Source organism: Allokutzneria sp. NRRL B-24872, from assembly GCF_002155965.1.
Classification (GTDB): domain Bacteria; phylum Actinomycetota; class Actinomycetes; order Mycobacteriales; family Pseudonocardiaceae; genus Allokutzneria.
This window is the reverse complement of record NZ_MUMH01000001.1, coordinates 24845-48769: the sequence shown is the minus strand read 5'-3', so window position 1 is coordinate 48769 and position 23925 is coordinate 24845. Positions and strand designations below refer to the sequence as shown.

The 23925-nt window shown below is 70.0% G+C and carries 24 protein-coding genes and 1 pseudogene; 10 read left to right on the top strand and 15 right to left on the bottom strand.

What is annotated here, in order from left to right:
• Nucleotides 1–64: 64 nt before the first annotated feature.
• The 6 genes from CCN37_RS00220 to CCN37_RS00195 form a co-directional block, all read right to left on the bottom strand.
• Entirely contained in the window at nt 65–1516 is a 1452-nt protein-coding gene (locus CCN37_RS00220) for an FAD-binding protein (protein WP_086818537.1), read from the bottom strand.
• Nucleotides 1517–2007: 491 nt separating this feature from the next.
• Nucleotides 2008–3015: a sugar phosphate isomerase/epimerase gene (locus CCN37_RS00215; protein ID WP_086818536.1), complete on the bottom strand. Its 1008-nt coding sequence runs from the start codon at nt 3013–3015 to the stop codon at nt 2008–2010.
• Nucleotides 3015–4178: a Gfo/Idh/MocA family protein gene (locus CCN37_RS00210; RefSeq protein ID WP_210407805.1), complete on the bottom strand. Its 1164-nt coding sequence runs from the start codon at nt 4176–4178 to the stop codon at nt 3015–3017. The genes CCN37_RS00215 and CCN37_RS00210 overlap by 1 nt, the downstream gene beginning before the upstream one ends.
• Nucleotides 4178–5218 carry a substrate-binding domain-containing protein gene (locus tag CCN37_RS00205; RefSeq protein ID WP_086818535.1) on the bottom strand — a complete coding sequence of 347 codons (1041 nt, stop codon included), beginning with the start codon at nt 5216–5218 and terminating at the stop codon, nt 4178–4180. The genes CCN37_RS00210 and CCN37_RS00205 overlap by 1 nt, the downstream gene beginning before the upstream one ends.
• A complete protein-coding gene (locus CCN37_RS00200; RefSeq protein ID WP_086818555.1) occupies nt 5208–6167 on the bottom strand; it encodes an ABC transporter permease in 960 nt (319 codons plus the stop codon). Before CCN37_RS00200 ends, CCN37_RS00205 begins: the two co-directional genes overlap by 11 nt.
• 5 nt (nt 6168–6172) lie before the next feature.
• A complete protein-coding gene (locus CCN37_RS00195) occupies nt 6173–7690 on the bottom strand; it encodes a sugar ABC transporter ATP-binding protein (RefSeq protein ID WP_246842729.1) in 1518 nt (505 codons plus the stop codon).
• Nucleotides 7691–7798: 108 nt separating this feature from the next.
• Here CCN37_RS00195 and CCN37_RS00190 point away from each other — a divergent pair, with 108 nt between their 5' ends.
• The 4 genes and pseudogenes from CCN37_RS00190 to CCN37_RS00175 all read left to right on the top strand — a co-directional run bounded on the left by CCN37_RS00190 (nt 7799) and on the right by CCN37_RS00175 (nt 10616).
• A complete protein-coding gene (locus CCN37_RS00190; protein ID WP_086818534.1) occupies nt 7799–8953 on the top strand; it encodes an ROK family protein in 1155 nt (384 codons plus the stop codon).
• A 510-nt stretch (nt 8954–9463) separates the two neighbouring features.
• Nucleotides 9464–9817 (top strand): annotated as a pseudogene (locus tag CCN37_RS42230) (DddA-like double-stranded DNA deaminase toxin); the annotation flags it as partial.
• The gene (locus tag CCN37_RS00180) at nt 9808–10227 is read left to right on the top strand and encodes an Imm1 family immunity protein (protein WP_168200465.1); all 420 of its coding nucleotides are present in this window, start codon (nt 9808–9810) and stop codon (nt 10225–10227) included. The pseudogene CCN37_RS42230 and the gene CCN37_RS00180, both read left to right, overlap by 10 nt.
• Before the next feature lie 20 nt (nt 10228–10247).
• Nucleotides 10248–10616: a hypothetical protein gene (locus tag CCN37_RS00175; protein WP_086818531.1), complete on the top strand. Its 369-nt coding sequence runs from the start codon at nt 10248–10250 to the stop codon at nt 10614–10616.
• Between the two features lie 15 nt (nt 10617–10631).
• Here the strand turns inward: CCN37_RS00175 and CCN37_RS00170 are convergent, their stop codons facing one another.
• On the bottom strand, nt 10632–11201 hold the full coding sequence (locus tag CCN37_RS00170) for an NUDIX domain-containing protein (protein WP_246842728.1): 570 nt from the start codon (nt 11199–11201) through the stop codon (nt 10632–10634).
• 14 nt (nt 11202–11215) lie between these two features.
• Here CCN37_RS00170 and CCN37_RS42225 point away from each other — a divergent pair, with 14 nt between their 5' ends.
• Nucleotides 11216–11485: a TauD/TfdA family dioxygenase gene (locus CCN37_RS42225; RefSeq protein WP_168200464.1), complete on the top strand. Its 270-nt coding sequence runs from the start codon at nt 11216–11218 to the stop codon at nt 11483–11485.
• A 133-nt stretch (nt 11486–11618) separates the two neighbouring features.
• On the opposite strand, the gene CCN37_RS00165 is transcribed toward CCN37_RS42225, so the two are convergent.
• On the bottom strand, nt 11619–13070 hold the full coding sequence (locus CCN37_RS00165) for a family 43 glycosylhydrolase (RefSeq protein WP_086818530.1): 1452 nt from the start codon (nt 13068–13070) through the stop codon (nt 11619–11621).
• A gap of 122 nt (nt 13071–13192) precedes the next feature.
• A complete protein-coding gene (locus tag CCN37_RS00160; protein ID WP_246842727.1) occupies nt 13193–13726 on the bottom strand; it encodes an ABATE domain-containing protein in 534 nt (177 codons plus the stop codon).
• 99 nt (nt 13727–13825) lie between these two features.
• Between CCN37_RS00160 and CCN37_RS00155 the strand changes: the two genes are divergently transcribed.
• A complete protein-coding gene (locus tag CCN37_RS00155) occupies nt 13826–14638 on the top strand; it encodes an alpha/beta fold hydrolase (protein WP_086818528.1) in 813 nt (270 codons plus the stop codon).
• On the opposite strand, the gene CCN37_RS00150 is transcribed toward CCN37_RS00155, so the two are convergent.
• Nucleotides 14622–15965 (bottom strand): serine hydrolase, encoded by a 1344-nt coding sequence (locus tag CCN37_RS00150; RefSeq protein ID WP_086818527.1) that lies wholly within the window; start codon nt 15963–15965, stop codon nt 14622–14624. The genes CCN37_RS00155 and CCN37_RS00150 overlap by 17 nt on opposite strands.
• 82 nt (nt 15966–16047) lie before the next feature.
• Between CCN37_RS00150 and CCN37_RS00145 the strand changes: the two genes are divergently transcribed.
• Both CCN37_RS00145 and CCN37_RS00140 read left to right on the top strand, forming a co-directional pair.
• Entirely contained in the window at nt 16048–16716 is a 669-nt protein-coding gene (locus tag CCN37_RS00145) for a TetR/AcrR family transcriptional regulator (protein WP_086818526.1), read from the top strand.
• Nucleotides 16717–16889: 173 nt separating this feature from the next.
• Nucleotides 16890–17804, top strand: coding sequence for a glycoside hydrolase family 19 protein (locus CCN37_RS00140; RefSeq protein WP_086818552.1), 915 nt, complete (start codon nt 16890–16892; stop codon nt 17802–17804).
• Nucleotides 17805–17817: 13 nt separating this feature from the next.
• Here CCN37_RS00140 and CCN37_RS00135 read toward each other — a convergent pair whose 3' ends face one another.
• Nucleotides 17818–18426, bottom strand: a complete 609-nt coding sequence (locus CCN37_RS00135; RefSeq protein WP_086818525.1) for a TetR/AcrR family transcriptional regulator — start codon at nt 18424–18426, stop codon at nt 17818–17820.
• A gap of 81 nt (nt 18427–18507) precedes the next feature.
• Here CCN37_RS00135 and CCN37_RS00130 point away from each other — a divergent pair, with 81 nt between their 5' ends.
• A complete protein-coding gene (locus CCN37_RS00130) occupies nt 18508–19242 on the top strand; it encodes an SDR family NAD(P)-dependent oxidoreductase (RefSeq protein WP_086818524.1) in 735 nt (244 codons plus the stop codon).
• Here CCN37_RS00130 and CCN37_RS00125 read toward each other — a convergent pair.
• From CCN37_RS00125 to CCN37_RS00110, 4 genes are read right to left on the bottom strand one after another with little or no spacing between them, the layout of a single operon-like run.
• Nucleotides 19214–19612, bottom strand: coding sequence for a hypothetical protein (locus CCN37_RS00125; protein WP_086818523.1), 399 nt, complete (start codon nt 19610–19612; stop codon nt 19214–19216). The two genes, CCN37_RS00130 and CCN37_RS00125, sit on opposite strands and share 29 nt — an antisense overlap.
• Nucleotides 19609–20325 (bottom strand): SDR family oxidoreductase, encoded by a 717-nt coding sequence (locus CCN37_RS00120; protein ID WP_086818522.1) that lies wholly within the window; start codon nt 20323–20325, stop codon nt 19609–19611. Before CCN37_RS00120 ends, CCN37_RS00125 begins: the two co-directional genes overlap by 4 nt.
• Nucleotides 20326–20346: 21 nt before the next feature.
• The gene (locus CCN37_RS00115; RefSeq protein ID WP_086818521.1) at nt 20347–21237 is read right to left on the bottom strand and encodes an RNA polymerase sigma-70 factor; all 891 of its coding nucleotides are present in this window, start codon (nt 21235–21237) and stop codon (nt 20347–20349) included.
• 21 nt (nt 21238–21258) lie between these two features.
• Nucleotides 21259–22080: a LuxR C-terminal-related transcriptional regulator gene (locus CCN37_RS00110; protein WP_246842726.1), complete on the bottom strand. Its 822-nt coding sequence runs from the start codon at nt 22078–22080 to the stop codon at nt 21259–21261.
• Between the two features lie 94 nt (nt 22081–22174).
• On the opposite strand from CCN37_RS00110, the gene CCN37_RS00105 reads away from it, so the two are divergent.
• Entirely contained in the window at nt 22175–23863 is a 1689-nt protein-coding gene (locus CCN37_RS00105; protein WP_086818519.1) for an AMP-binding protein, read from the top strand.
• Nucleotides 23864–23925: the final 62 nt, after the last annotated feature.

Here is a 23925-nt window from a genome sequence, read left to right as displayed (position 1 = left end):
CGTCAACCACCCCCGACCTCCATCCCCGTGCCAGGTCGGAGGCGGTCGACGACAGCTCTGGGGGCTACGGGTGCTGCTGGCCGAAGATGCCGACGCCGGTGCCGAGGATGCCCTCGGGGTCGTAGCGCTTCTTCGCGGTGAGCACGTCCAGCCAGCTCACCCCGTAGTGCTCGCGCCACTCCTGCTGGCCGAACTCGGTGGTGCCGAGCGGGTAGCGCACCCCGCCCAGCGCGCGGGCGTGCTCCCACAGGCGGCGGTTGCGGGCCAGCATCCGCTCGGTGAAGCCCCGCCCCGCCTGTGCGGGCGCCACGGTGAGCAGGTCGAAGAGCCACACCAGTTCGGTGTCCGCCGGCACGCGCAGCCGGGGGCAGCCGAAGGAGCGCGCCAGGTACGGCATGAGCACGACGAAGCCCTGCGGACCCCACTCCTCGCGGGTCAGCGCGGGCACCACCGCGCCGACGTGCTCGCGCACCGTCTCGTCCGGCAGCAGCACGTCGTGCCTCGGCTTGATCCGGTCGTCCCAGCCGCGCTCGCGGAAGTCGTCGATCAGCGTGTCGAACTCGGAGATGTGGTCGAGGTAGGTCTCGTCCACCTCCCTCGGGTCGGTGACCCCGTCCGGCAGCCCGCGCAGCGTGTGCTCGCGCTCGGGCGCGATGCCGTCGTGGAAGACCTGCACGCGCACCTGGTAGAGCGGGGGAGAGGCGGGGGCGGGCGGCACGACCACGGCGAACACGCCGTCGACCTCGTCGCGCTCGATCAGCGTCCGCATCGCGTTCAGCGCCGGGCCCGGCTCGACGTAGTGCAGCAGGTAGCTCCGCGCGCGCTCGGGCGCGGGCAGCAGGCGCAGCCGGACCTTCGTGATGATCCCGCACTGGCCGAGCCCGCCGAGCACCGCGTCGAAGAGGTCGGGGCGCAGCGTCGCCGAGCACCACAGCCGCTCGCCGGTCCCGGTGACCACCTCGACGGCGAGCACCTGGTCGACGAGGCCGCCGGAGCGGAAGCCCGCCCCGAACCCGCCGACCGAGAGCGTGCCGCCGAGGGTGAGCCGGAGGTAGCCGGGCAGGGCCTCGGCGCGGCGTCCGCGCTGCGCGGCGAGGTAGGCGACCGAGCGCCAGGACGCGCCCGCGTCGGCCTCCACCCAGCCGGTGGTGATCTGGTGCACCTCGGTCAGCGCGGTCATGTCGATCACGAGCCCGCCCGCGACCAGCGACTGGCCGTTGGTGCTGTGCGCCTCCCCGCGCGCGGTGACCGCGATGTCCATCTGGTGGCAGTAGCGCACCATCGCCTGGACGTCCTCGACGGAGCCGGGGACGAGCACGGCGGAGGGCTGCGCGGTGACGATGTTGCCGGTGTCGCGGCCGTAGCGGGCCAGCGTCGCGGCGTCGGCCAGCAGCCGCCCGGTCAGCTCCGGGAGGGGGACGAGGCCGGGGGCGTGCGAGTCGACCGTCCACTGCCGACCCGCGCGGTCGAAGCCGGCGATCGGGCGGGGGGCGGTGAGCGTCGTCGCGCGTGTCATGGCCGTTCCTTCCGAGCCTTTCCCCCGTGGTCGCGGCCCCCGGCGCGCCGCTTTCCGGCTCCGGGCAGGCCAGACCGGCCGAGGTTGTCCTGCAGAGGCGGCTCAGCTTCACAAACGGGCGGCACGGGACACCACCGTGCACACACGGGATCTGTGCACGGGCAGGTGGATTGCGGTACGGGAGAGTGTTCACGCGGTCGCTGCGAGTGACCGCAGTGGACGGTGGACGGCGCACGTGACCTGCCCGGATGAGCCGTCGATCGGGTAGCGCTCCCCGTCCGGACGACACAGTGGACAGACGCTCGGCAGCAGTCCCCGTCACGCCTCCGGGTGACCCGCCGCCCCCTCACCCCCCTTAAGCCCTGAACGACCCGTTCAGTGCGTTGGAAGCCCTGAACGGGTCGTTCGGGGCGCTCAACGCACCAAACTCGGCGTTCGCGGGGCGGGGTGACGGGGGGAGCTTGCGGACTGGGAACCCGACCTGCGCGGTGCTAGTGGTCGGTGGCGAAGGCGGCGTCGAAGGAGGCGGTGGGCGGGTCGAAGGTCAGCGAGCGGACGAAGCGGACGGCCTCGGCGGCGCCGACCAGGCGGTCCATGCCCGCGTCCTCCCACTCGACGGAGATCGGTCCCGCGTAGCCGATCGCGGTCAGCGTGCGGAAGCAGTCCTCCCACGGCACGTCGCCGTGACCGGTGGAGACGAAGTCCCACCCGCGCCTGGGATCGCCCCACGGCAGGTGCGAGGACAGCCGTCCGTTGCGGCCGTTGCCGACGCGCATCCGCGTGTCCTTGCAGTCCACGTGGTAGATGCGGTCGCGGAAGTCCCACAGGAAGCCGACGGGGTCGATGTCCTGCCACACCATGTGGCTGGGGTCCCAGTTGAGACCGAATGCCTCGCGGTGCTCGATCGCCTCCAGCGCGGCGACGGTCGACCAGTGGTCGTAGGCGATCTCGCCGGGGTGCACCTCGTGGGCGAAGCGCACGCCGACCTCGTCGAAGACGTCGAGGATCGGGTTCCACCGCCGCGCGAAGTCGGCGTAGCCCTCCTCGATCACCGAAGCGGGCACCGGCGGGAACATCGCCAAGTACGGCCAGATCGAGGAGCCGGTGAAGCCGACGACCGTGTCCACGCCGAGCGCTCGCGCCGCCCGCGCGGTGTCCTCCAGTTCGGCCGCGGCACGCTGCCGGACCGCCTCGGCCTCGCCGTCGCCCCACACCCGCGCGGGCAGGATCGCCTTGTGCCGGAAGTCGATCGGGCTGTCGCAGACCGCCTGACCGGTGAGGTGGTTGGAGATCGCGAAGACCTGGAGCCCGTGCCTGTCCAAGATCCGCCTGCGATCGTCCACATAGGACTTGTCGGCGACCGCGCGCTCCACGTCGAAGTGATCGCCGGAGCACGCGATCTCCAGGCCGTCGTAGCCCCAGGAGGACGCGAGCGCGCAGACCTCCTCGAAGGGCAGGTCCGCCCACTGCCCGGTGAACAGGGTGATCGCGCGGGGCATCAGCTCGCTCCTACTCGGCTGCCGGGGATGGGGGTCCAGCGGCTCTCGTCGGCCGCGCTCACCTGCACGGCCTCCAGAACCCGTTGTACCCCGAGACCCTCGGTGAAGCTCGGGGTGGGCTGGCGCCCCTGCGCGATGGCGTCCAGCAGGTCCAGCGCCTGGTGGGTGAAGGCGTGCTCGTAGCCCAACCCGTGCCCCGGCGGCCACCACCCGGCCAGGTACGGGTGCTCGGGCTCGGTCACCACGACCCTGCGGTACCCGGCCTCGGCGGGGTCGGCGGTGTTGTCGTGCCACCACAGGACGTTCATGTCCTCGAAGTCGAACGCCAGCCCGCCCTCGGTCCCGTTGATCTCCAGCCGGATCGCGTTCTTGCGGCCCGTCGCGAACCGCGTCGCCTCGAAGGTCGCGAGCGCGCCGCCGCTGAGCCTGCCGAGGAAGACCGCGGCGTCGTCCACGGTCACCTCGCCGAAGCCGTTGCCCGAGGCGAGCGGGCGCTGCCGCACGAAGGTCTCGGTCAGCGCGCTCACGCCGGTGACCGACTCGCCGGTCAGGTGCTGGACCAGGTCGATGATGTGCGCGCCGATGTCGCCGAGCGCGCCGGAGCCCGCCTTCTCCTTGCGCAGCCGCCACGACAGCGGTGCGTTCGCGTCGGTCAGCCAGTCCTGGAGGTACTGCGCGCGCACGTGCCGGACGCAGCCGACGCGCCCCTCCCACAGCCACTTCGCCGCCAGCGCGATCGCGGGCACGCGGCGATAGGTGAAGCCGACCGACGCGTGCACGCCCCTGCGCCGCGCGCGCTCGGCGGCCTCGGCCATCGCCTCCGCCTCGGCGACGGTGTTGGCGAGCGGCTTCTCGCACAGGACGTGCTTGCCCGCCTCCAACGCGGCGATCGCGATCTCCGCGTGCGTGTCGCCCGGCGTGCAGATGTCGATCAGGTCGATGTCCTCGCGCGCCACCAGTTCCCGCCAGTCACCGACGACATCGCCCCAGCCGAAGCGCCTGGCCAGCTCGGCCGCCTTCGCCGTGTCCCGGCCGCACACCACGGCCAGTTCGGGCTCGATCAGCGGGTTGTGGAAGCTGCGCGCGTTGCGCCAGCCCTGCGAGTGCGCCACGCCCATGAAGGCGTAGCCCACCATGCCGACGCGCAGTGTCCTGCCCGGCATCAGGACTCGAATCCGAGCGGGAGGTACTTGTCCACGTTGGACGAGGTGACCACCGGCGCGTTGAGCACGATGCGGCGCGGGACCTCGACCTGGAGCAGGTCCGACATCCCCTTCTGCTGGACCAGCAGGCGCGCGAGCCGGATGCCGTCCGCAGCCTGCGTCGGCGGGTAGATCACGGTCGCGGTCATCTGCCCGGCCTTGATCCAGCGCATCGCGTTCGCCGAGCCCGCGCCGCCGATGAAGGAGAACTCCGAGCGCTTCGCGTTGTCGAAGGCGGCCTTCACGCCGACGCCCTGGTCGTCGTCGTGGTTCCAGACGATGTCCAGCTTCGGCGCGGCCTGCAACAGGTTCGCCGCGGCGGCTTCGCCGGACTCCACGGTGAACTGGGCGGCGACCCTGCGGTCCACGGTCTGCTGGCAGCCCTTGAGCGCGTCGGCGAACCCGCGCGAGCGGTCCTGGGTCAACGGCAGCGCGTCGATGCCCGCGATCTCGGCGATGACCGGGTCGGCGAGCTTCTTGTCCTTGACCAGCTGGCAGGCGTAGGTGCCCGCCGAGACGCCCATGCCGTAGTTGTCGCCGAGGATCGTGGTGCGCGCGGCGGACGGGCTGGAGAACTCGCGGTCGACGTTGACCACGGTGATCCCCGCCTGCGTCGCCTTGGCCGCGACGCTGGTCAAGGCCGCGCCGTCGGTCGGGAGCAGCACGATCGCGTCGACCTTGTCGTTGATGAAGGTCTCGATGTGGCTGATCTGCATGCTGGCGTCGTTGGTGCCCTCGGCCACGCGCAGCGTCACGTCGGAGTGCTTCTTCGCCTCCGCCGTGGCGAAGTTGTTGATCGCCGCGAGCCAGCCGTGGTCGGCCGCTGGCCCGGAGAAGCCGATGGTGACCTTCTTGCCGGGCGCGTCGTTGGGGCTCGCGGCGTTGCCGCCACCCGCTCCCGCGCCCGGGGCTGGTGCGTCGGGGGTGTTGGACGTGCACGCGGTGAGGGCGACACCGGCCACCGCTACGGCCGTCGCTAACCGGAAAGCCTTACCTGGCATGGGATTCTCCAGCTCTGTTGGCCAGCCGCTGCTGGAGCAGGACCGCGATGACGATGATCACGCCCTTCGCCACGGCCTGCGTCGAGGTGTCGAGGTTGTTGAGGGTGAAGACGTTGGTCAGCGTCGTGAAGATCAGCACGCCGAGCACCGTGCCGACGACGGTGCCGCGACCACCTCTGAGCAGCGTGCCGCCGATGACCACGGCGGCGATCGCGTCCAGCTCGTAGAGCCCGCCGTGGGTGGAGGTGCCGGTGGTGGTGCGCGCCATCAGCATCACGGCGGCGATCCCGCACGCGAGGCCGAGCAGCACGTACAACAGCGTGGTGTGCCTGGCGACCTTGAGCCCGGCCAGCCGCGCGGCCTCCGGGTTGCCGCCGATCGCCAGCGTCCGCCTGCCGAAGGTGGTGCGGTTCAACAGCACCCAGCCGCCCGCCGCGACGAGCGCGAACACCAGCACCAGCACGGGAATCCCGAGCACCGAGCCGCCGAAGAACTCGATGAAGCCCTGGTCGCGCACGATCTGGGTGCGGCGGTTGGCGATGATCTCGGCGAGCCCGCGCGCCCCGGCCAGCATCGCCAGCGTCACGATGAACGGCGCGATCTTGCCGTAGGCCACCAAGAGCCCGTTGACCAGGCCGCACCCGGCTCCGACGAGCAACGCGCAGCCCACCATGACGATCCAGTGGAAGTCCTCGGCCATGGACTGCGTCGCGAGGGTCGTGGCCCACACCGAGGACAGCGCCACGATCGCGCCCACCGACAGGTCGATGCCGCCGCCGGTGATCACGAACGTCATGCCGACGCTGACCACGCCGATCACCGAGGCCAGGCGCAGCACGGTGAGCAGGTTGTCCAGGCTCGCGAAGCGCTCGCCCGCCGTCGCCGCGCCGACCACGCACAGCAGCCCGAGCGCGATCACTAGCCCGAGCGTCCGGTTCGACTTCGCCATGGCGCTCACGCGGCGTCTCCTCGCAGCACGATGTCCAGCACGTCGTGTTCGGTCAGCTCCGCCGCCGGGGCCGCGTGCAGCACGCGGCCCTCCGCGACGACCAGCACCCGGTCGGCGAGACCGAGCACTTCCTCGATCTCGCTGGACACCACGACCACCGCCACCCCTCGTCGGGCGAGGTCGCGCACCAGCGCGTAGATCTCCGAGCGGGCGCCCACGTCCACGCCGCGCGTCGGTTCGTCCAGCAGCAGCACCCGGCACTCGCGCAGCAACCACCGCGCCAGCACCACCTTCTGCTGGTTGCCGCCCGAGAGCGTGCGGACTTCACGGTCCACATCGGACGGACGAACGTCGAGCGCGCCGACCAGTTCCTCGGCCGCCGCGCGCTCGGCCGTGAAGTCGAGGAAGCCGCCCCGGTCCAGCAGCGCCATGGTGATGTTGTGGCTCACCGGGTCGCCGAGCACGAGCGCCTGGCTCTTGCGCTCCTCCGGGCACAGGCCGATCCCCGCCGCGACGGCTGCGGGAACCGAGCCCGGCCGCAACGGCTTGCCGTCCACGGACACTGTGCCGCTGGTGGCTCTTCGCGCGCCGTACACGGTTTCGACGATCTCCGAGCGGCCGGAGCCCACCAGCCCGGCAAGCCCGACGATCTCGCCCGGCCGCACGGCGAAGCTGACGCCGTCGAAGGCACCCCGCAGCGCCAGGTCGCGGACATCCAGCAGCGGCTCTTCGTCGCCAATCTCGGTGCTGCGCGGAGGAAAGACGTATTCGATCGCGCGTCCGGTCATCATTCGGATGATCTGCGGCGTCGGCGTGCTCGCCACGTCCAAGCCGCCCGCGACCGTGCGGCCGTCCTTGAGGACCGTGACGCGGTCGCCGATCTCGCGGATCTCTTCGAGGCGGTGGGAGATGTAGACGATCGCCACGCCCTGCGCGGTGAGCTCGCGGATGACCGTGAACAGCCGCTCGACCTCGCGCTGGTCGAGCACCGCCGAGGGCTCGTCCAGCACCAGCAGGCTCGCGTCGTGGGAGAGCGCGCGGGCCATGCTGACGATCTGCCGCTGCGCCGCCGAGAGCGCGCCGACCTCGGTTTGGGGTGGGATCTCGGCGTGTCCGAGCCGGTCGAGCAACTCCGTTGTAGCGCGCGCGGTTCGGCCCCGTCGGGTGAAGCCGAACCGCGCGTGCTCGTGACCCAGGTGGATGTTGTCCGCCACCGAGAGGCCGTCCACCAGGTCGAGTTCCTGGGGGAGCGTCGCGACGCCCAGCGCGGTCGCGGCCTGCGGGTCCGCCAGCGCGACGGGCTCGCCCCGCCAGCGGATCTCGCCCGCGTCCGGCCGGTGCGCCCCGGCGATGACCTTGATCAGCGTGGACTTGCCCGCCCCGTTCTGGCCCAGCAGGCAGTGCACCTCGCCCGGACGAACCCCCAGATCGACCCCGTCCAGTGCGCGTACACCGGGGAACAGCTTGACGATCCCCCGCATCCCCAACAGCTCCCCGCCAAGGGCTGCTGTGTCCTGAGTCATAAGAGGAGACCGTAGGCAGACTTATGACGAGCGTCAAGCAAAAGTTCTGCATCGCTCGTTCAGAAGTCTCACTCGGAGAAACCGAAGCCCCTGTGTTTCACTACGGCCATGGGCGAGTCGATGATCACCGGGGGCGCCGGGGTGCTGCTCCAGCTGATGCGGGACGGCAGGCCGCGCACGCGCGCCGAGCTGACCCAGCTCACCGGCCTGGCCCGGTCCACCGTTGGCGCGCGAGTGGACCTGTTGCTGCACAACGGTTTGCTCGCCCCTGCCGGAGAGGCCGTCTCCACCGGCGGGCGGCCTCCCGCGACCTTCGCGTTCAACCCGTCCGCGGGCGTCGTGCTCGCCGCCGACATCGGCGCCACCCACGCCACCGTCGCCGTCACCGACCTCGCCGCGACCGTCCTGGCCCAGCGCGAGGAGTCGATGTCGATCACCCTCGGCCCGCGCGCGGTGCTCGACCGGATGCTCCAGATCGGCGCCGAACTGCTCGCCGAGACCGGCAGCAGCACCGTCGTCGGCACCGGGATCGGCCTGCCCGGCCCCGTCGAGCACTCCACCGGCAAGCCCACCAACCCGCCGATCATGCCCGGCTGGGACGGCTACGACGTCCCGGCGCACGTCGGCGCTGCGGTGGCGGGCCCCGTCCTCGTCGACAACGACGTGAACCTGATGGCGCTCGGCGAGCACGCCGCCGTCTACCCCGACGTCGACCACCTGCTCTTCGTCAAGGTCGCCACCGGCATCGGCTCCGGCATCATCACCGGCGGCTCCCTGCACCGCGGCGCGCAGGGCGTCGCAGGCGACCTCGGCCACGTCCAGGCCATGGGCTCCCACGCCGTCGCGTGCCGCTGCGGCAACCTCGGCTGCCTCGAAGCCGTCGCCGCCGGGCCCGCCATCGCCTCCCGCGTGCCCGCCGCGGACGGCTCCGTCGCCGAGTTGATCGCACTCGTCCGCGCCGGGGACGTGTTGGCCGCCAACGAGATCCGCGCCGCCGGCCGCAGCATCGGCGAGGTCCTCGCCGCGTGCGTCAGCCTGCTCAACCCCTCCGTCGTCGTCCTCGGCGGCCAGCTCGTGAACGCCGCGGAGGGCCTGCTGGCCGGAGTGCGCGAGGTCGTCTACGCCCGCTCGCTCCCGCTGGCCACCGGCTCGCTCCAGATCGTCTCCGCCCGCACCGGTGCCCAGGCCGGAGTCCTCGGTGCCGCCACCATGGTGCTCCAGCACGTCCTCTCACCCGCCCAGATCGACGCCCGCCTCTCCTGACCCGTGCGACGCGAGGAGCGGCCCTCCACCCTCGTGTGGCGCCGCGCCACTGATCACCCTGGCATTCACCTCACTCGATCTGTCCGGCTGTCCTCGCTTGTTCCTACGCTCGATACGTCGGGGCGATAGGGGAGACCGTGAGCACGATCAGAGGTGTCATCGCCCGTCTCCGTGGAGTTCTGGATCAGTGCGGTCGTGCCCGCGGCGATCTCGGCCGGGCCACGGACCTGGTGGCGGAGGCCGGTGCTCAGTACGCCCATGCCATGGCCGGTGCCCATGACGCCGGTGCCGAAGAAACGCTGGGGCTGTTGGCTGGCAGTATCACTGGTCTGAACGACGCGCGCGGTGCGGTGGTGGCCCTGGAGCAACGAGTTGAGGGCTACGGCATCGCTTTGGCGGGCGCCCGGTGGAGTCTCCTGAGCACGTGTCGCGCTCTGCCCCGGCAGGGAAACTCATCGAGCAGCTCCGTGCCGAGTTGCCTGAGACAGAGTTGCCCAGGGCAGGGGGCAGAAGACGCACGGACGGTGGATTGGGCCGGACGGTAGGACGCATACGATCATCAGCGGGGAGGACGAGCGAACACCGCAGGTGAACGACTCTCTCCAAGCCTTGGGATGTCCCGGGGTGCCGGTCACCACGGCAGCCGATGTGGAGATGAATCTTGTGGCGCTCATGAGAGAGAAGGGCGCTGAAGATCCCGGGTGGCGACACCTTGCGCTGGTGATCAACAATCGGCCTTGCCGCGGAATCCTGGGGTGCGCGACCCTCGTGGGGATCTTGCTTCCCGAGGGGTACTCACTGACGATTCACGGTCCGAACTACCACAAGCGCATTGCAGGAGGGGCGAAGCCGTGGTGGCGCTAGAAGCTTGGTACGGCATCGAGGACGACGAGCCGACCGTGATCGAGGACGGCGCGGATCTCGACGCCCTGTTGGATCGCATGATCGTCGACGGTCAGGGTTTCGACGTGCCCCCACTCGCCGAGCTGTCCCACCAGGGGCAAGGCGGCTGGCTCGTCTCCTACGTCGGCCTGGACCCTCGGCGTGGCACAGGGTTCATGACGTACTCGGACCCTTCCGGATCAGTCACCAGCTTCAACGGTGGCGCTGACACCAAGGCTGTGGAGTACGACTACATGGGACATCAGCGCCAGCTACCCGCGAACGCCGAGCTTCCCCTGGCAGACATCCGCAAGGCGGTGCACGAGCTTGTCGTGACGGGCGGGCGGCCGAGCTGTGTCAGTTGGCAGGAAGACGCCGCAGTCTCGGGTTAGAGCAACGAAAGGACAACCGCGTGAACGTCGAGCTGGGACGCCTGTTCCGGGAAGCGTGGATCGAGGGGGTACGTCAGTACCTCCCGGGCGAGCCCAAGCCGGGGTACGTGACGCCGTGGGAGCAGACGCCGGACTGGGAAAGGGAATCGGCGGCGGTGTGCCAGCAAGTGCTCGATTTTCTGAGCGTCAGCGGTGGTAGCGCGGCGCGGTTGACCGATGAGCAGAAGGGGCGGTTCGTCGCCACTTGCTGGATCGCGCAGATCTACAAGCACATTCCGGACCCGAAGCCGGGGTATGTGGCGGACTGGGCCGCGCTGCCGGAGTGGCAGCGCGACACAGACATCGCGATCTTCGAGCGCGTCTGCGAGTACTACGAGGCGGGCAGGTAGCTGAGCCCCCATGGCTCACCTGACCGCGTTCGCGCGCAGTCGCTCGAACCACGCCGCGATGGAGCGCTTGTAGCCCTCCGGCATGTTCAGGCCGTGTACCTCGTCCTCGGTGAACAGGCCGATTTCCTTGTGCTCATGGGAAAGCACGGGCTCACTGCCGCTGTCCGGATGACAGCCGTAGGTCACGATGAACACGTTCTTCTCGGCGACGTCGATGTAGTACATCCACGTGTCGAGGATCGGCCCGGTCGTCACCTTCCACCGCGTCTCTTCGGTGATCTCGCGGGCAACGCAGTCTTCCGGGGTCTCACCGGGCTCGATCCGACCGCCTGGCAGCTCCCACTCCTCGCGCTCGTTCTTCAGCAGCAGCACCTTGCCGTCGCGGACCACCACTCCCTTGATCGACACGGGGTAGGCGAGGTGGTTCATCGAGGTGTCCTTCGGGGGCGAGGGCAGGCTGATCAACGGCAAAGTAGCACCGGAATCCACCACGGCGAGGTGACGCGGTGAGGACTCCACCGGCCTGGGGTCGAGCCGATCGCTGAGCGGGGACTCGCTGTCGTCGATGGTCTCGACGAGCCTCATGACACGAGTCGATCGTGCGCAGCGGGTTCGCTGGCTTCAGCGCTTGTGCGCTCAACCCGCACACCGATCGTTCAGATGTTCCGCGTCCGCCTGCACTGCTGATGATGATGAGCTGCACGCGAGCCGCACCAGTCGGCGGCGAGTGCGTGCTCGTCGACGGCCAGGCCGTGTGCGGCGACCTCGCTCAGCTCACTCCCGAGGTCGAGCGCTGGATCGACGCCGTCTGCCCGGCATCGTGTGGGAGCGCACAGGTTCGCTCACGCACGTGGTTCAAGAGCTGCTGAGCGTTCCAGCGCCTGGCGATCGGTTCGCGCCTCGGCTCGTGAAGGTAGCCGGGCCGATTCTGTGGACGCCTTAGCCGGACCGCGTGGCGGACTGTGTCGCGCTGCCGGAGTGGCAGCGCGACACATCGCAGAACTACGAGGCGGCGAGGTAGCTGAGGCGCCACTTCTGCTCAGCGCCGTAGAGGTAGTGCGACGCAAGGACATCGGCGCCGTCGGTGTGCAAACCGCGGTCGACGGAGAGCGCGTGTCCGCCCGCCTTCACGGAGATGCGGTAGCCGCCGCTGACGGAGTCGATGTGCCAGCGCTGGCGCGCGGAGCCGCCGGAACGTCGTTGTACGACACGGGTGTCAACGGTGAGCAGTTTGCCGCTGTGCTTGGCGCGGAGTTCGTAGGTGCCGTCGGGCAGGGACCGCAGCCGCCACACCTGGTTGGAGCCGCCGTGGGGTTCCCATTGGATCACGGGGGCGTTGTCCTGGGTGCTGGCGGAAGCGACGTCGAGGGCCTTGCCGCTGTGGGAGGCCTTGAGCACGTAGTCGCCGTTGGGCAGGCGCGCGGGACCGGGATCGCCTGCGGGAAGGCGCAGAGTCGTTGACGTGGCGGCGGGAACGCCGAAGTCGGGGGTGCCGTCAGCGCGCCACTCGACGCGTTGGATTCGGGTGGAGCGATCGCCGCCGCAGCTGCCGTTGGGATTGGTGACGGCGTGGTAGGCGATCCACGTCTCGGAGCCGTCGGGCGAGGCGAAGAAGCTGTTGTGCGCGGTGCCGTAGGCGTTGTTGGCAGGGGAGGACTTGAACTGCGGCTGGGGTGACTTCGTCCACGCGGCCGGATCGAGGACGTCGCCGCCGTTGAAGGTGAGCAGGCCGATCGCGTAGTTGGGGCTCATGCACCCGCTGGCGGAGAAAGCCAGGAAGAGCTTGCCGTTGCGCCACAACACGGCGGCGCCCTCGTTGACGGACAAGCTCTCCATCTCCCACGGGTGCACGGGGCTGGACAGCAGAACGCGGGGACCGCTTGTGGTCCAAGGATTGCTCATCGGCGCGATGTAGAGGTTCTGCGGCTTCTCGGTGCCGGGGTCCCAACCGGACCAGATCGCGTACAACCGCCCGTCGGGCATCGTCAGGACGGTGCCGTCCAAGGAGTACTGGTCGGATGCGGCGGCGAGGGGGGCCTTGAAGGAGTACGGGCCGAGCGGGTCGGTGCCAGCGCTCTCCAGGACGTACATGCGGTGCTCGGCGAGGACGTGCGCGCTGTTGGTCGCGGTGTAGTAGATGTACCACTTCCCTTGGAGGAAGTGCATTTCCGGCGCCCAGATGAAGCAGCAGCGAGACGGGGTGTCATCCCGCCAGACGATCGTCTCGGGAGCGGAGGCGAGCTCGGTGACGGACCGCGCCTTGCTGACGGCGATGTGGTCGTTGCGCGTGTAGGTCAGGTAGTAGAAGCCGTCGTGGGTGACCATCTGCGGGTCGGCGCCGTTCTCCAGCACGGGGTTGCGGAAGCCGGACGTCGGCGCGGCCTCGGCGGCCGGAGCGGTCAGCAGGGCGGCGATGAGCGCCAGCAGCAGGCCGATTCCCTTGGCACGTAACACTCTTGCCCTCCTCGCGGGTGGGGCGGCGGATGCCGGTCACAGCATCGAGCCGCCACGCGGAGAGGTCAAGAACTTTCAAGTGAGCGTGCCATGATGGTGGGGAATTCACCAGAACGGCGCAGCTACTCCGGACGGTGGCGTTGGTAGTGGCGGGCCACACGGACGCGGTTCCCGCAGATCTTGGGGGAGCACCACCGGCGGCGCGGGTGCGCTGGCAGGAAAAGCAGGAGGCATTCGGGGCCTTCGCAGTTGCGGACCTTGGTGATGTCCGGGCTGGTCAGCAGGTCAGCGGTGGCTTCGGCCAGTTCGGCGAGCAGCACTTCGGTCGCCGTGGCGCCGCGTCGAGCGGTGGCGCTCACGGCGGAGCCGGTCCACGTCAGCTCTCGGTAGACCGGCGCCGCGCGGTGCGCGGACGTCAAGGCGGCCAAGGACTCCGGCGGCGGTTCGAGGCCGACGCGCGCGGCGCGCAGGGTCTGCGAGACGTGCTCCCGGAGTGCGAGCACGGGGGCCAGTTCGACGCGCGCCAACGGAGGGAGCCGGTCGGCTTGGGCGTCGAGCCACGCGGAGAGCGCCTGGGGGCTGTCGAGCAGGTCGCCCTCGGACGTCCTGGTGTTCACCAGGTCGATGGGCAGCGGCTCGCCGATCAGGGGGACCATGCGACCAATGCTACTCCACTAATGCTACAGGTTGGACTTGACCCATTAGGTGTGCGGCGGCTATACCTAATGCATCCAAGTTGCTAGGAGGCATTAGTCATGAGGTTCGTCGAGGTGGACGGCGTACGCGTGCACTACCGGGAGTCAGGGCCCCGCGAAGCGCCGACCCTGTTGCTGCTGCACGGTTTCCCGTCGGGATCGCACCAGTTCAGGGTGCTGATGGACCGCCTGGCCGACCGCTTCCACGTGATCGCGCCGGACTACCCGGGCTTCGGCCACACCGACACCCCGGACGTCGAGTACTCCTTCGAGTACCTGTCGCGGGTGGTGGAGGGCTTCGTGGAGGCGGTCGGCCTGGAGCGGTTCTTCGTCTACGTCTTCGACTACGGCGCGCCGGTCGGCTTCCGCATCGCGACGCGGCACCCGGAGTGGATCGCCGGGCTGGTGGTGCAGAACGGCAACGCCTACGAGGACGGGCTGGCCGAGGTCGCCAAGGAGTTCATCGAGAACGGCCCGCAGCCGGAGGCGTTCACGCTGCCGTTCACCCGCGCCCAGTACGAGGTCGGAGTGTCCGATGTGGACGCGATCGAGCCGGACGGCTGGACGCTGGACCAGCACTTCATGGATCTGCCTGGCCGCAAGGAGATCCAGGACCAGATCGCGCGGGACTACCGCAGCAACGTCGAGCTGTACCCGGTGTGGCAGCAGTGGCTGCGCGAGCACCAGCCGCCGACCCTGATCGTGTGGGGGACGGGCGACATGTTCTTCAGCGAGGCGGGAGCGCGCGCGTACCTGCGCGATGTGCCCGACGCGCAGCTGCACCTGTTCGAGACCGGGCACTTCGCGTTGGAGGACAAGGTCGACGAGATCGCGCCGCTCATCGCGGACTTCCTGGTCAGCAACTCCGGCTGAACAGCCGTCCGGCGAGGTCGACGCCGGTCACGGCGCCGTCCGCGTCGCGGCTGAAGTACCCGCGCTGGCTCTGCATGCCGCCGCCGAGCATCACGTACTCGTCGTCGGGGAGCAGGCCGATGGGGGCGGGCGCGTAGTCCGGCGGCATCTCGGTCTCGGAGCCCGCGCGGATCTCGGGCCTGATCCCCACGCCCAAGGTCACCGTGGAGCCGTCGGTGGCGACGTCGATCCGCATGGCGTCGTTCTCGTAGCGGCCGACGATCTCCTGAGCCCGCTCTTCGTCGTAGGGCAACGGCTCCGGCTCGCGCTCGACGACGCCGAGGTGGTTCTCCAAGGCCCAGCGCACGACGGCCTGGTTGAAGTTGTAGCCGTCCGGGCCCGCGTTGGCCAGGGCGACCACGGCGAAGTTCCGCTCCGGCGCGATCAGCAGCTCGGCGAACTGCCCGTTGCCGGAGCCGCCGTGCCCGATGGTGCGCACGCCGTCGATCTCGCGCAGGAACCAGCTGATCCCGAAGCCGTCGCCGAGCGTGCTCGCGCGCAGTTCGACGGTCTTCTCCCGCATACCGAGTACTAGTTGGTCCTCGGTCTCAATGTGGAACCGAGCCCACCTCAGCACATCGCTCACCGACGACACGATGCCGCCGCCCGGGTTGTTGCCGCGCGCACCGGCCCGCCACGCCTTCCACGGCTGGGCGGCGCGCATCGTCCCGTCCTCGTCGGCGTTGTGGCCGACGGCGAACTTCCGCACGATCACCTCGTCCAGGTCGAAGAACGTGTTCGACAGCCCCGCCGGCTCCAGCACCAGCTCGCTGACCGCGCGCTCGAACGGCAGCCCCGTGACGTTCTCGATCACGCGCCCGAGCAGGTTGTACCCGGACTGGCTGTAGGAGGCGCGGGTGCCGGGCGGCGCGATCATCGGCAGCTCGGCCATCCGGGCGACGTGCCGGGCGAGCCCGAGGTCGTCCTCGTCGCCGTCGATCACGCCCCAGTCCAGTCCGGACGTGTGGTTGAGCAGGTGCAGCACGGTGATCCGCTCGGCGGCCTCCTCGTCGGAGAGCACGAGGTCCGGGACGTAGCGGCGCACGGGCGCGGCCAGCTCGACCTTGCCCTGCCCGACCAGGCGCATCAGCGCCGTCCCGGTGAAGGACTTGGTCACCGATGCCAAATGGAACAGCGTCCCATCATCGACCGGCGCGGGGTTGGCGGTGCTGGTCACACCGTGCGCGACGGTGATCGCCTCGCCGTCGACCAGCAGCCCGACCGCGACCCCCGGGATACCCAGTTCCGCTGCCTTCGCGGCGACGAACTCGGCCAGCTTCTCCTGCATGACGTGTCCTCCTGGCTAATTGAACTAAGTTCAAGTCGAACCGTAGACCACGACTTGAACAAAGTGCAAGTAGGCTGTCGGCATGGCACGGAACACGCTCACCGCCGAGCAGATCGTCACGGCCGCGATCGCGCTGCTGGACTCCGACGGACTGGACGGGCTCAACATGCGCAGCCTCGGCCAGCGGCTCGGCTCGGCCGCGACCGCGATCTACTGGCACATCAAGACCAAGGACGACCTGGTCAGGCTCGCCGCCGACGCGGTGTGGAACGAGGTCGAGCTGCCCGACATCGCCGCCTCCGACTGGCGGTCGAGCGCCTTCGCGCTGGCCACGGGCATGCGCGGGATGCTGAACAGGCACCCGTGGCTCGGGCAGGCGTTCAGCGGTCACCTGCTCTACGGCGCGGGCAAGATGCGCTTCGACGAGCACAGCCTCGCCGTCTACGAGAAGGCCGGGTTCGCCCCCGCCGACGCCGACCGCGCGGCCGCGACAGTGTTCGTGTTCGTGGTCGGCAGCACGCTCGACGTGGCCGCCGAGGTCTCGCTGACCCGGCGGCTCTCCGAGGAGGCCCTGCGGGAGGCCGTGTCCAGGGCGCACGAGATCGCGGAGGGCTTCCCGCTCGTGCGCGCGCGGCTGCGCGTCCCGGCCGCCGCCGACTACTCCGCGGCGCCCGAGGGCAGCTTCGAGTTCGGGTTGCGCGCTGTGCTCGACGGCTTCGAAGCACGCCTTGGGGCGCGTCCAACCGGCTGAACATCTGGACAATGTTCACGTTCTGCCTTGACTGGTTTAGACCACTCGTCTTCAGTGGGCTGGGTCACAGACGTTCGTCAGCCGCCGACGAGCACTCCTGACACCTCTGCCGCCGAAAGCCGTGCTTTCCCTGTGCCGCACGGTTTCTCGCACCGCATGAAGGAGTGATCGAGTTGAGGCAGCGCATCATCGCGTCGTTATCCGCTCTGGCGGCGGCGGTCGCCCTCGCCGTCGGCCTGCCGTCAGCCTCCGGCGCGACGGCCCAGGCCACCCCGGCGCAGTCCGGCCCCAGCGCGGCGTGCAGCGCGCCGAACTGGGTGGCCGGGCAGTGGTACAACGCCGGCGCCATCGTCAGGTACACCAACGGGAGCTTCTACCGCGCCGAGCACGCCAACCCGGGCTACGACCCGGTGATCAGCCACTGGTACTGGAAGCCGCACAGCTGTGACGGCGGCGGTGGGACGCCGAGCGGCTTCGTGGTCAGCGAGGCCCAGTTCAACCAGATGTTCCCCGGCCGCAATCCCTTCTACACCTACCAGGGGCTGACCGCCGCGCTGAGCGCCTACCCCGCTTTCGCCACCTCCGGCAGCGACGCCACGAAGAAGCAGGAGGCGGCGGCGTTCCTGGCCAACGCCAACCACGAGACCGGCGGGCTCGTGCACATCGTCGAGCAGAACACGGCGAACTACCCGCACTACTGCGACCGCAACCAGCCCTACGGCTGCCCCGCCGGGCAGGCCGCGTACTACGGGCGCGGGCCGATCCAGCTGAGCTGGAACTTCAACTACAAGGCGGCCGGTGACGCGCTTGGCCTGAACCTGCTGGGCGACCCGTGGCTGGTGCAGAACAACGCTTCCATCGCGTGGAAGACCGCGCTCTGGTACTGGAACACCCAGACCGGCCCGGGCACGATGACCCCGCACAACGCGATGGTCAACGGGCGCGGCTTCGGCGAGACCATCCGCAGCATCAACGGCAGTCTTGAGTGCGGCGGGAAGAACCCCGCCCAGGTCGAGAGCCGCGTCAACGCCTACCGGAACTTCACCAGGATTCTGGGCGTCGACCCGGGCGCGAACCTGTACTGCTGAGCCACATCCCTGCTCACGAAGCGGCCGTCACCGTGTCCCACGCGGCGACGGCCGCTTCGGCGACCGCGCTCAGCGCCGCCTCGTCCGCTCCGTCGCGCGACTGGATCGACAAGCCCTGGAGCACCGCGTTGTAGAACGCCCCGACCTTGGCCGCGTCGGCGTTCGCGGGCACGTCGCCCTCGGCGATCCCGCGCTCGACGCGCTCGCGGAAGGACTGCTCGGTCGCCCGCCGCATCTCCGCCAGGTGGTCGCGAACGCCCTCACTGCGATCGGTGTAGGTCGTCGCGGCGAGCACGATCATGCAGCCCCTCGGCGTCGCCGGGTCGGCGTAGGCGCGCACGTTGGCGCGCAACACCTCCGCGAGTGCGGCGCGCGCGGTTGGCAGCTCCCGCAAGGCTTTCTCGGTGTGCCCGCCCTCGGTCTCGCCGTAGTGGGCGACGGCCTCGCGGAAGAGCTGTTCCTTGGAGCCGAAGGCGGAGTAGAGGCTGGGCGAGTTGATCCCCATCGCCGTGGTGAGCTCGGTCAGCGACGCGCCCTCGTAGCCGTGCTCCCAGAACACCACCATCGCGCGGGTCAGCGCGGTCTCGCGGTCGAACGCGCGGGGGCGGCCCCGTCCCGGCATGACCCACCTCCCATTTTTGTAGCGATCGGCACGAATGTACTACGCTATTTGTGTATCGAACGCTACAAAAAGGGAGTTGGCATGCTCGCAGGGAAGAAAGCACTGGTCACCGGGGGTAGCAGGGGGATCGGCGCCGCCATCGCGCTGCGTCTGGCCGAGCTCGGCGCGGACGTCGCGATCACCTACGCCAGCGCCAAGGACCGGGCGGAGGAGGTCGTCGGGAAGATCACCGCGACCGGGCGGAGGGGCCTGGCGATCGCGGCCGACAACACCGACTCCGCCGCCGTGCTCGACGCCGTCGACCGGACCGCGGCCGAGCTGGGCGGGCTGGACGTCCTGGTCAACAACGCCGGGATCTTCCCGAGCGGAGTGCTCGGCGAGGTGAGCGAGGAAGAGGTCGACCGCACCCTCGCCGTGCACGTTCGCGCGGTCTACCTGGCCAGCCAGGCCGCGCTCAAGCACATGGGCGAGGGTGGGCGAATCATCAGCATCGGCAGCAACCTCGCTGAGCGCGTGCCGTTCCCCGGCGTCGCCCTCTACGCGATGAGCAAGGCCGCGCTGCTCGGCTTCACCCGTGGCGCCGCAAGGGATCTCGGCCCGCGCGGCATCACCGTGAACCTCGTGCAGCCCGGGCCGACTGACACCGACATGAACCCCGCCGACGCCGAGGGCGCCGAATACCAGCGCTCGATGACCGCGTTCGGCCGCTTCGCCGATGCGCGCGAGATCGCCGAGACCGTCGCACACCTCGCGAGCCCCGGCGCTCGCAACATCACCGGCTCCGTGATCACCCTGGACGGCGGGACGAACGCCTGAACACCACAGCGACCAGGAGGGCCACGGGGATCAGCACGCCCAGCCCGAGGAGCACGGTCTGCCACAGCGCGGTGGCGATCGGGTAGCCCTCCAGGTGGAACGCGTGGAACACGAAGTGCGGCAACGTGAACACCAGATTCGCGACGAGCGCCGTGCACACGATCCGGCGCTCCATCGTCACGGCCGCGACCACGAGCACGAACACGTAGGCAAGCGTCAGCGCTCCGACATCGCGCATCAGGTGCTCGTTGTACGGGGGTAGCAACGACACGCCGGGGCCCTGCTCGTAGAACACCTCAGGCAGGAACAGCTGCGTCAGCCCGGTCAGCCCCTGCGTGACGGCCAAGAAGATCACACCGGCGCGGATCACGAGTGCTCCTCGAAGGTGATCGTCCCGTCAGCGTGCTCGGGGGTGAGGTTGAAGCCCTCGCGGAGAGCGCGGAAAGCCTTGCCGGGCAAGCGAATCGGCACGATCCGGCGCCTGCCGCCGAAGTGCGATCGGGCGAGGTCCACCGCGTCGCGCACCTCCGGGCCGCCGAAGTCCGGAGCCCTGCCCAGCGGTGGACCAACCGCCAGCTCGACCAGCCGCACCGCCACGTCGCGCACGTCGACCGGCTGGAAACGCACGTCCGGAACCAACACCACGGGGAGCTTCGCGAGCACGGAGAAGATCTTCCGGAGCAGGTCGTGGAACTGCGTCGCGCGCAGGATCGTGTGCGGGACGGCGCGCACGACCTCCTCGCTCGCGAGCTTCCCGTTGTAGTAACCGAACCGGATGCGGTCGATGCCGACGATCGACACGTGCACCAGGTGGCGGCAACCCGCGCGCCGCACCGCCTCGACGAGCGTCCGCGTCGCGATCACGTCCTTCTTGCCGCTCAACGTCGTCGCGCAGTTGATCACGACATCCACACCGTCGAGCGCGGCGTCCACGCCATCGCCGGTCACCAGGTCGGCGACGACGTGCTCAGGACTTGGGCGCCGGCTCATGACGCGGGGCTGATGGCCGGTTTCGCGCAGGTGCGCCACCACGGCGCGGCCGAGGGTTCCCGTGCCGCCCGTGACGAGGATCGAAGTAGTCACACAGTTTGAACCGGCGAGCTCTCAGCTTTGTGACAGCTGCTCCGCCAGGAAGGTCAGCTTCGCCGGGTTCGCCGGGATGCACAGCGTGCGGATGCGGTTCTCGACGACCTCCGGGACGACCACGCCCGCGACCACCCCGTCGAGCCGGAACACCGCCGCGGCCGCGCCGTTGACCTCGGCCAATTCCAGGCTGAGCACGCCGGGCGGGAGCTTGGTGAAGCCGCCGGTGAGGTAGCGGGCCACGCGGTCGCGGCCCAGGACCGGGCGCCGCGCCATGCTCGCGTGACCACCGCCGTCGGCCCACGACGTGACGTCCTCGGCGAGCAGGCTCTCCAACCCCTTGAGGTCGCCCTCCTGCGCGGCGGCCAGAAACCGTTGCACCAGCTCGAAACCCCGCGCCGGATCGGGCTCGAACCGCGACTCGCGCGCGCCAACGCGCTGGTGCGCCCGGCGGTGCAGCTGGCGGCAGTTCGCCTCCGAGAGGTCCAGGATCTCCGCGATCTCGCGGTGGCCGTAGGCGAACGCCTCGCGCAGCACGAACACCGCGCGCTCCGTCGGAGTCAACCGTTCGAGCAGCACCAGCAACGCCAACGACACCGAATCCCGCTGCTCAGCGGTGTCCAACGGCCCGAGCGCCCCGTCCGCCGTCATGATCGGCTCGGGCAGCCACGGGCCGACGTAGGACTCCCGCAGCACGCGCGCGGAGCTGAGCCGGTTCAGGCACAGGTTCGTGACGACCTTGGTCAACCACGCGGGCGGCGAGGCCACCTCCGCGCGCAGCGCCCCGTCCCACCGCAGGAACGCGTCGTGCACCACGTCCTCGGCCTCGTGCGCCGAGCCGAGCATCCGGTAGGCCAGGCCGAACAACCTGGACCGCTCCCGCTCGAACTCCTCGACCGCCTTCGTCTCCACGACCCCAACCCTGCCAGCAGCTCAGGGCAGCAGGCCCGCACGGCGCGCGGCCACCACCGCTTCACCACGACCGTGCGCGTCGAGCTTGCGCATCGCCTCGCGCAGGTAGCTCTTCACCGTCTCCGGCCCCAACCCCAGCCGCCGCGCGATCTCCACGTTCCCGCACCCCGCCGCCACCCACGTCAGCACGTCCAGCTCACGCGAGGTCAGGCGCACCGCCGACGCGGGCGGGGGAGCGGTCAGCTGCTCGCACACCCCGTGCAGCTCCTCGCGCAGATCGTGGTCCGGCGTGCGCTGCGCGATCAACCGCAGCTCCGCGTACGCCAGGCGCACCGACTCCCACTCCGCGCCCAACCGCCGACTCCGATCAGCCTCGGTCAACCGGCGCACGCGCTCCTCCACCTCGTCCTGCACCACGAGGTCCTGTTCGAGCGTGCGCGCGGCATCGACCACCGAGCCCATCAGGCGATCGCCCATCACCGTGCTGGTCCTGGCCGCCGCGTAGAGCACCGCGCGAACCTTGCGCCGCACCACCACCGGCGCCGCGACCACCGACCGGATGCCCTCCAGGCTCACAGCGGCGTCGTACTCGTGCGTGATCACCGACGCGGTGCTGTAGTCGTTGAGCGCGATCGGCCTGCCCAACGCCGCCACCTTGCCGCCGAGCCCGACCCCTGGCTCCAACGTCAGTCCGCGCAACGCGCTCGTGGTCGTCCCGACCTGCTCCGACAGCCGCAACCGGCCCCGCGCTCCCAGAATCCCGCCGAGCGCGATGGGCAGACCGGTGTCCCGGCGCAGCTGCACCAGCGCGCCCCGGACGGCGGCCCGATTCTCCCCGGTCACGCGACCACCTCCTGCCCGCTTCACCCCCGAACGGGGGTGGTGGGTGGGTGCGGGCGATTCAAAGATCCTACGCATTCACCCGAAGGGAGCTCACATGGTCCGCACTGCCGCCGGTAGGGCGTTCCGCGAGGCGCGGGACTTCCTGCTCGCGCACGCGCGCGACCTCGACACCGCGCGCGCCGGCTTCCGCTGGCCGCAGCTCGACGAGTTCAACTGGGCGCTGGACTGGTTCGACGCGATCGCCGAGGCCAACGAGCGGACCGCGCTGTGGATCGTCGAGGAGGACGGCCGCGAGGGCCGCTGGTCCTTCGCCGAGCTCTCCCGCCGCTCCAACCAGCTCGCGAACTGGTTGCGCGACAACGGGATCGAGCGCGGCGACCGGATCGTGCTGATGCTCGGCAACCAGGTCGAGCTGTGGGAGAGCCTGCTCGCCGCGATGAAGCTCGGCGCCGTCGTCATCCCCGCCACCACCCTGCTCGCCGCGGCTGACCTGCGCGACCGCGTCGAGCGCGGCGGCGCCCGGCACGTGATCGCGCGCGCCGAGGACACCGACAAGTTCGCCGACGTGCCGGGGGACTACACCCGCATCGCCGTCGGCGAGCGGCGCGAGGGGTGGCTCCACCACCGCGACTCCCACCAGTCGGACGCGGTCTTCTACCCCGACCGGGCGACCAGGGCCACCGACACGCTGCTGCTCTACTTCACCTCCGGCACCACCGCGCAGCCGAAGCTCGTCGAGCACAGCCACGCCTCCTACCCGGTCGGCCACCTCTCCACCATGTACTGGATCGGCCTCGTCCCCGGCGACGTGCACCTCAACATCTCCTCACCCGGGTGGGCGAAACACGCGTGGAGCAACGTCTTCGCGCCCTGGAACGCCGAAGCCACCGTGTTCGTCCACAACTACTCCCGCTTCGACGCCGCCCGGCTGCTGACCGAGATGCGGCGCTGCGGCGTCACCAGCTTCTGCGCCCCGCCCACCGTCTGGCGGATGCTCATCCAGTCCGACCTCGGCTCGCTGCGCACCCCGCCCAGCAAGGTCGTCGGCGCGGGCGAACCCCTCAACCCCGAGGTCATCGACCGCGTCCGCGCCGCGTGGGGAGTCACCGTCCGCGACGGCTTCGGCCAGACCGAGACCACCGTCCAGATCGCCAACACCCCGGGCCAACCGGTCAAACCGGGCTCCATGGGCCGCGCCGTCCCCGGCTACGCGATCGAGCTGCTCGACCCGGTCACCGGAGAACCCGCCGACGAGGGCGAGATCTGCGTCGACCTGGCGCGGCGCCCGCTCGGGCTGATGGCCGGCTACCACGGCGACCCCGACCGCGACGCCGAGGTCATGCGCGACGGCTACTACCACACCGGCGACATCGGTTCCCGCGACGCGGACGGCTACATCACCTACGTCGGCCGCACCGATGACGTGTTCAAGGCATCGGACTACCGCATCTCACCCTTCGAACTGGAGAGCGTGCTCCTGGAGCACGAAGCCGTCGCCGAAGCCGCCGTCGTCCCCTCGCCCGACCCGCTGCGGCTGGCCGTCCCCAAGGCGTACGTGGTGCTCGCGGACGGCTGGGACCCCGACGCCACCACCGCCGAAGCCGTCCTGCGCCACGCCAGGCAGAACCTCGCGCCCTACAAGCGCGTCCGGCGCGTGGAGTTCACCGACCTGCCCAAAACCATCTCCGGCAAGATCCGCCGCGTTCACCTGCGCGGCCAGGAGACCGGCGACCGCCGCGACGGAGAGTTCCGCGAGGAGGACTTCCCAGCTCTTCGCGCGTGATTGTCAGGGGTGTTGGGCATCATGCAGGGGCAGGCGACAGCTGAAGTATGTTAAGCCGCTGG

Excerpts from the sequence above, each read along its gene's own strand:
- CCN37_RS00210 (WP_210407805.1), bottom strand. The coding sequence starts at position 4,178 with ATGCCGGGCAGGACACTGCGCGTCGGCATGGTGGGCTACGCCTTCATG.
- CCN37_RS00145 (WP_086818526.1), top strand. The coding sequence starts at position 16,048 with ATGGCACGGAACACGCTCACCGCCGAGCAGATCGTCACGGCCGCGATC.
- CCN37_RS00200 (WP_086818555.1), bottom strand. The coding sequence starts at position 6,167 with ATGGCGAAGTCGAACCGGACGCTCGGGCTAGTGATCGCGCTCGGGCTG.
- CCN37_RS00220 (WP_086818537.1), bottom strand. The coding sequence starts at position 1,516 with ATGACACGCGCGACGACGCTCACCGCCCCCCGCCCGATCGCCGGCTTC.
- CCN37_RS00155 (WP_086818528.1), top strand. The coding sequence starts at position 13,826 with ATGAGGTTCGTCGAGGTGGACGGCGTACGCGTGCACTACCGGGAGTCA.
- CCN37_RS00205 (WP_086818535.1), bottom strand. The coding sequence starts at position 5,218 with ATGCCAGGTAAGGCTTTCCGGTTAGCGACGGCCGTAGCGGTGGCCGGT.
- CCN37_RS00150 (WP_086818527.1), bottom strand. The coding sequence starts at position 15,965 with ATGCAGGAGAAGCTGGCCGAGTTCGTCGCCGCGAAGGCAGCGGAACTG.
- CCN37_RS00135 (WP_086818525.1), bottom strand. The coding sequence starts at position 18,426 with ATGCCGGGACGGGGCCGCCCCCGCGCGTTCGACCGCGAGACCGCGCTG.
- CCN37_RS00190 (WP_086818534.1), top strand. The coding sequence starts at position 7,799 with ATGGGCGAGTCGATGATCACCGGGGGCGCCGGGGTGCTGCTCCAGCTG.
- CCN37_RS00170 (WP_246842728.1), bottom strand. The coding sequence starts at position 11,201 with ATGAGGCTCGTCGAGACCATCGACGACAGCGAGTCCCCGCTCAGCGAT.
- CCN37_RS00195 (WP_246842729.1), bottom strand. The coding sequence starts at position 7,690 with ATGACTCAGGACACAGCAGCCCTTGGCGGGGAGCTGTTGGGGATGCGG.
- CCN37_RS00160 (WP_246842727.1), bottom strand. The coding sequence starts at position 13,726 with ATGGTCCCCCTGATCGGCGAGCCGCTGCCCATCGACCTGGTGAACACC.
- CCN37_RS00130 (WP_086818524.1), top strand. The coding sequence starts at position 18,508 with ATGCTCGCAGGGAAGAAAGCACTGGTCACCGGGGGTAGCAGGGGGATC.
- CCN37_RS00105 (WP_086818519.1), top strand. The coding sequence starts at position 22,175 with ATGGTCCGCACTGCCGCCGGTAGGGCGTTCCGCGAGGCGCGGGACTTC.
- CCN37_RS00215 (WP_086818536.1), bottom strand. The coding sequence starts at position 3,015 with ATGCCCCGCGCGATCACCCTGTTCACCGGGCAGTGGGCGGACCTGCCC.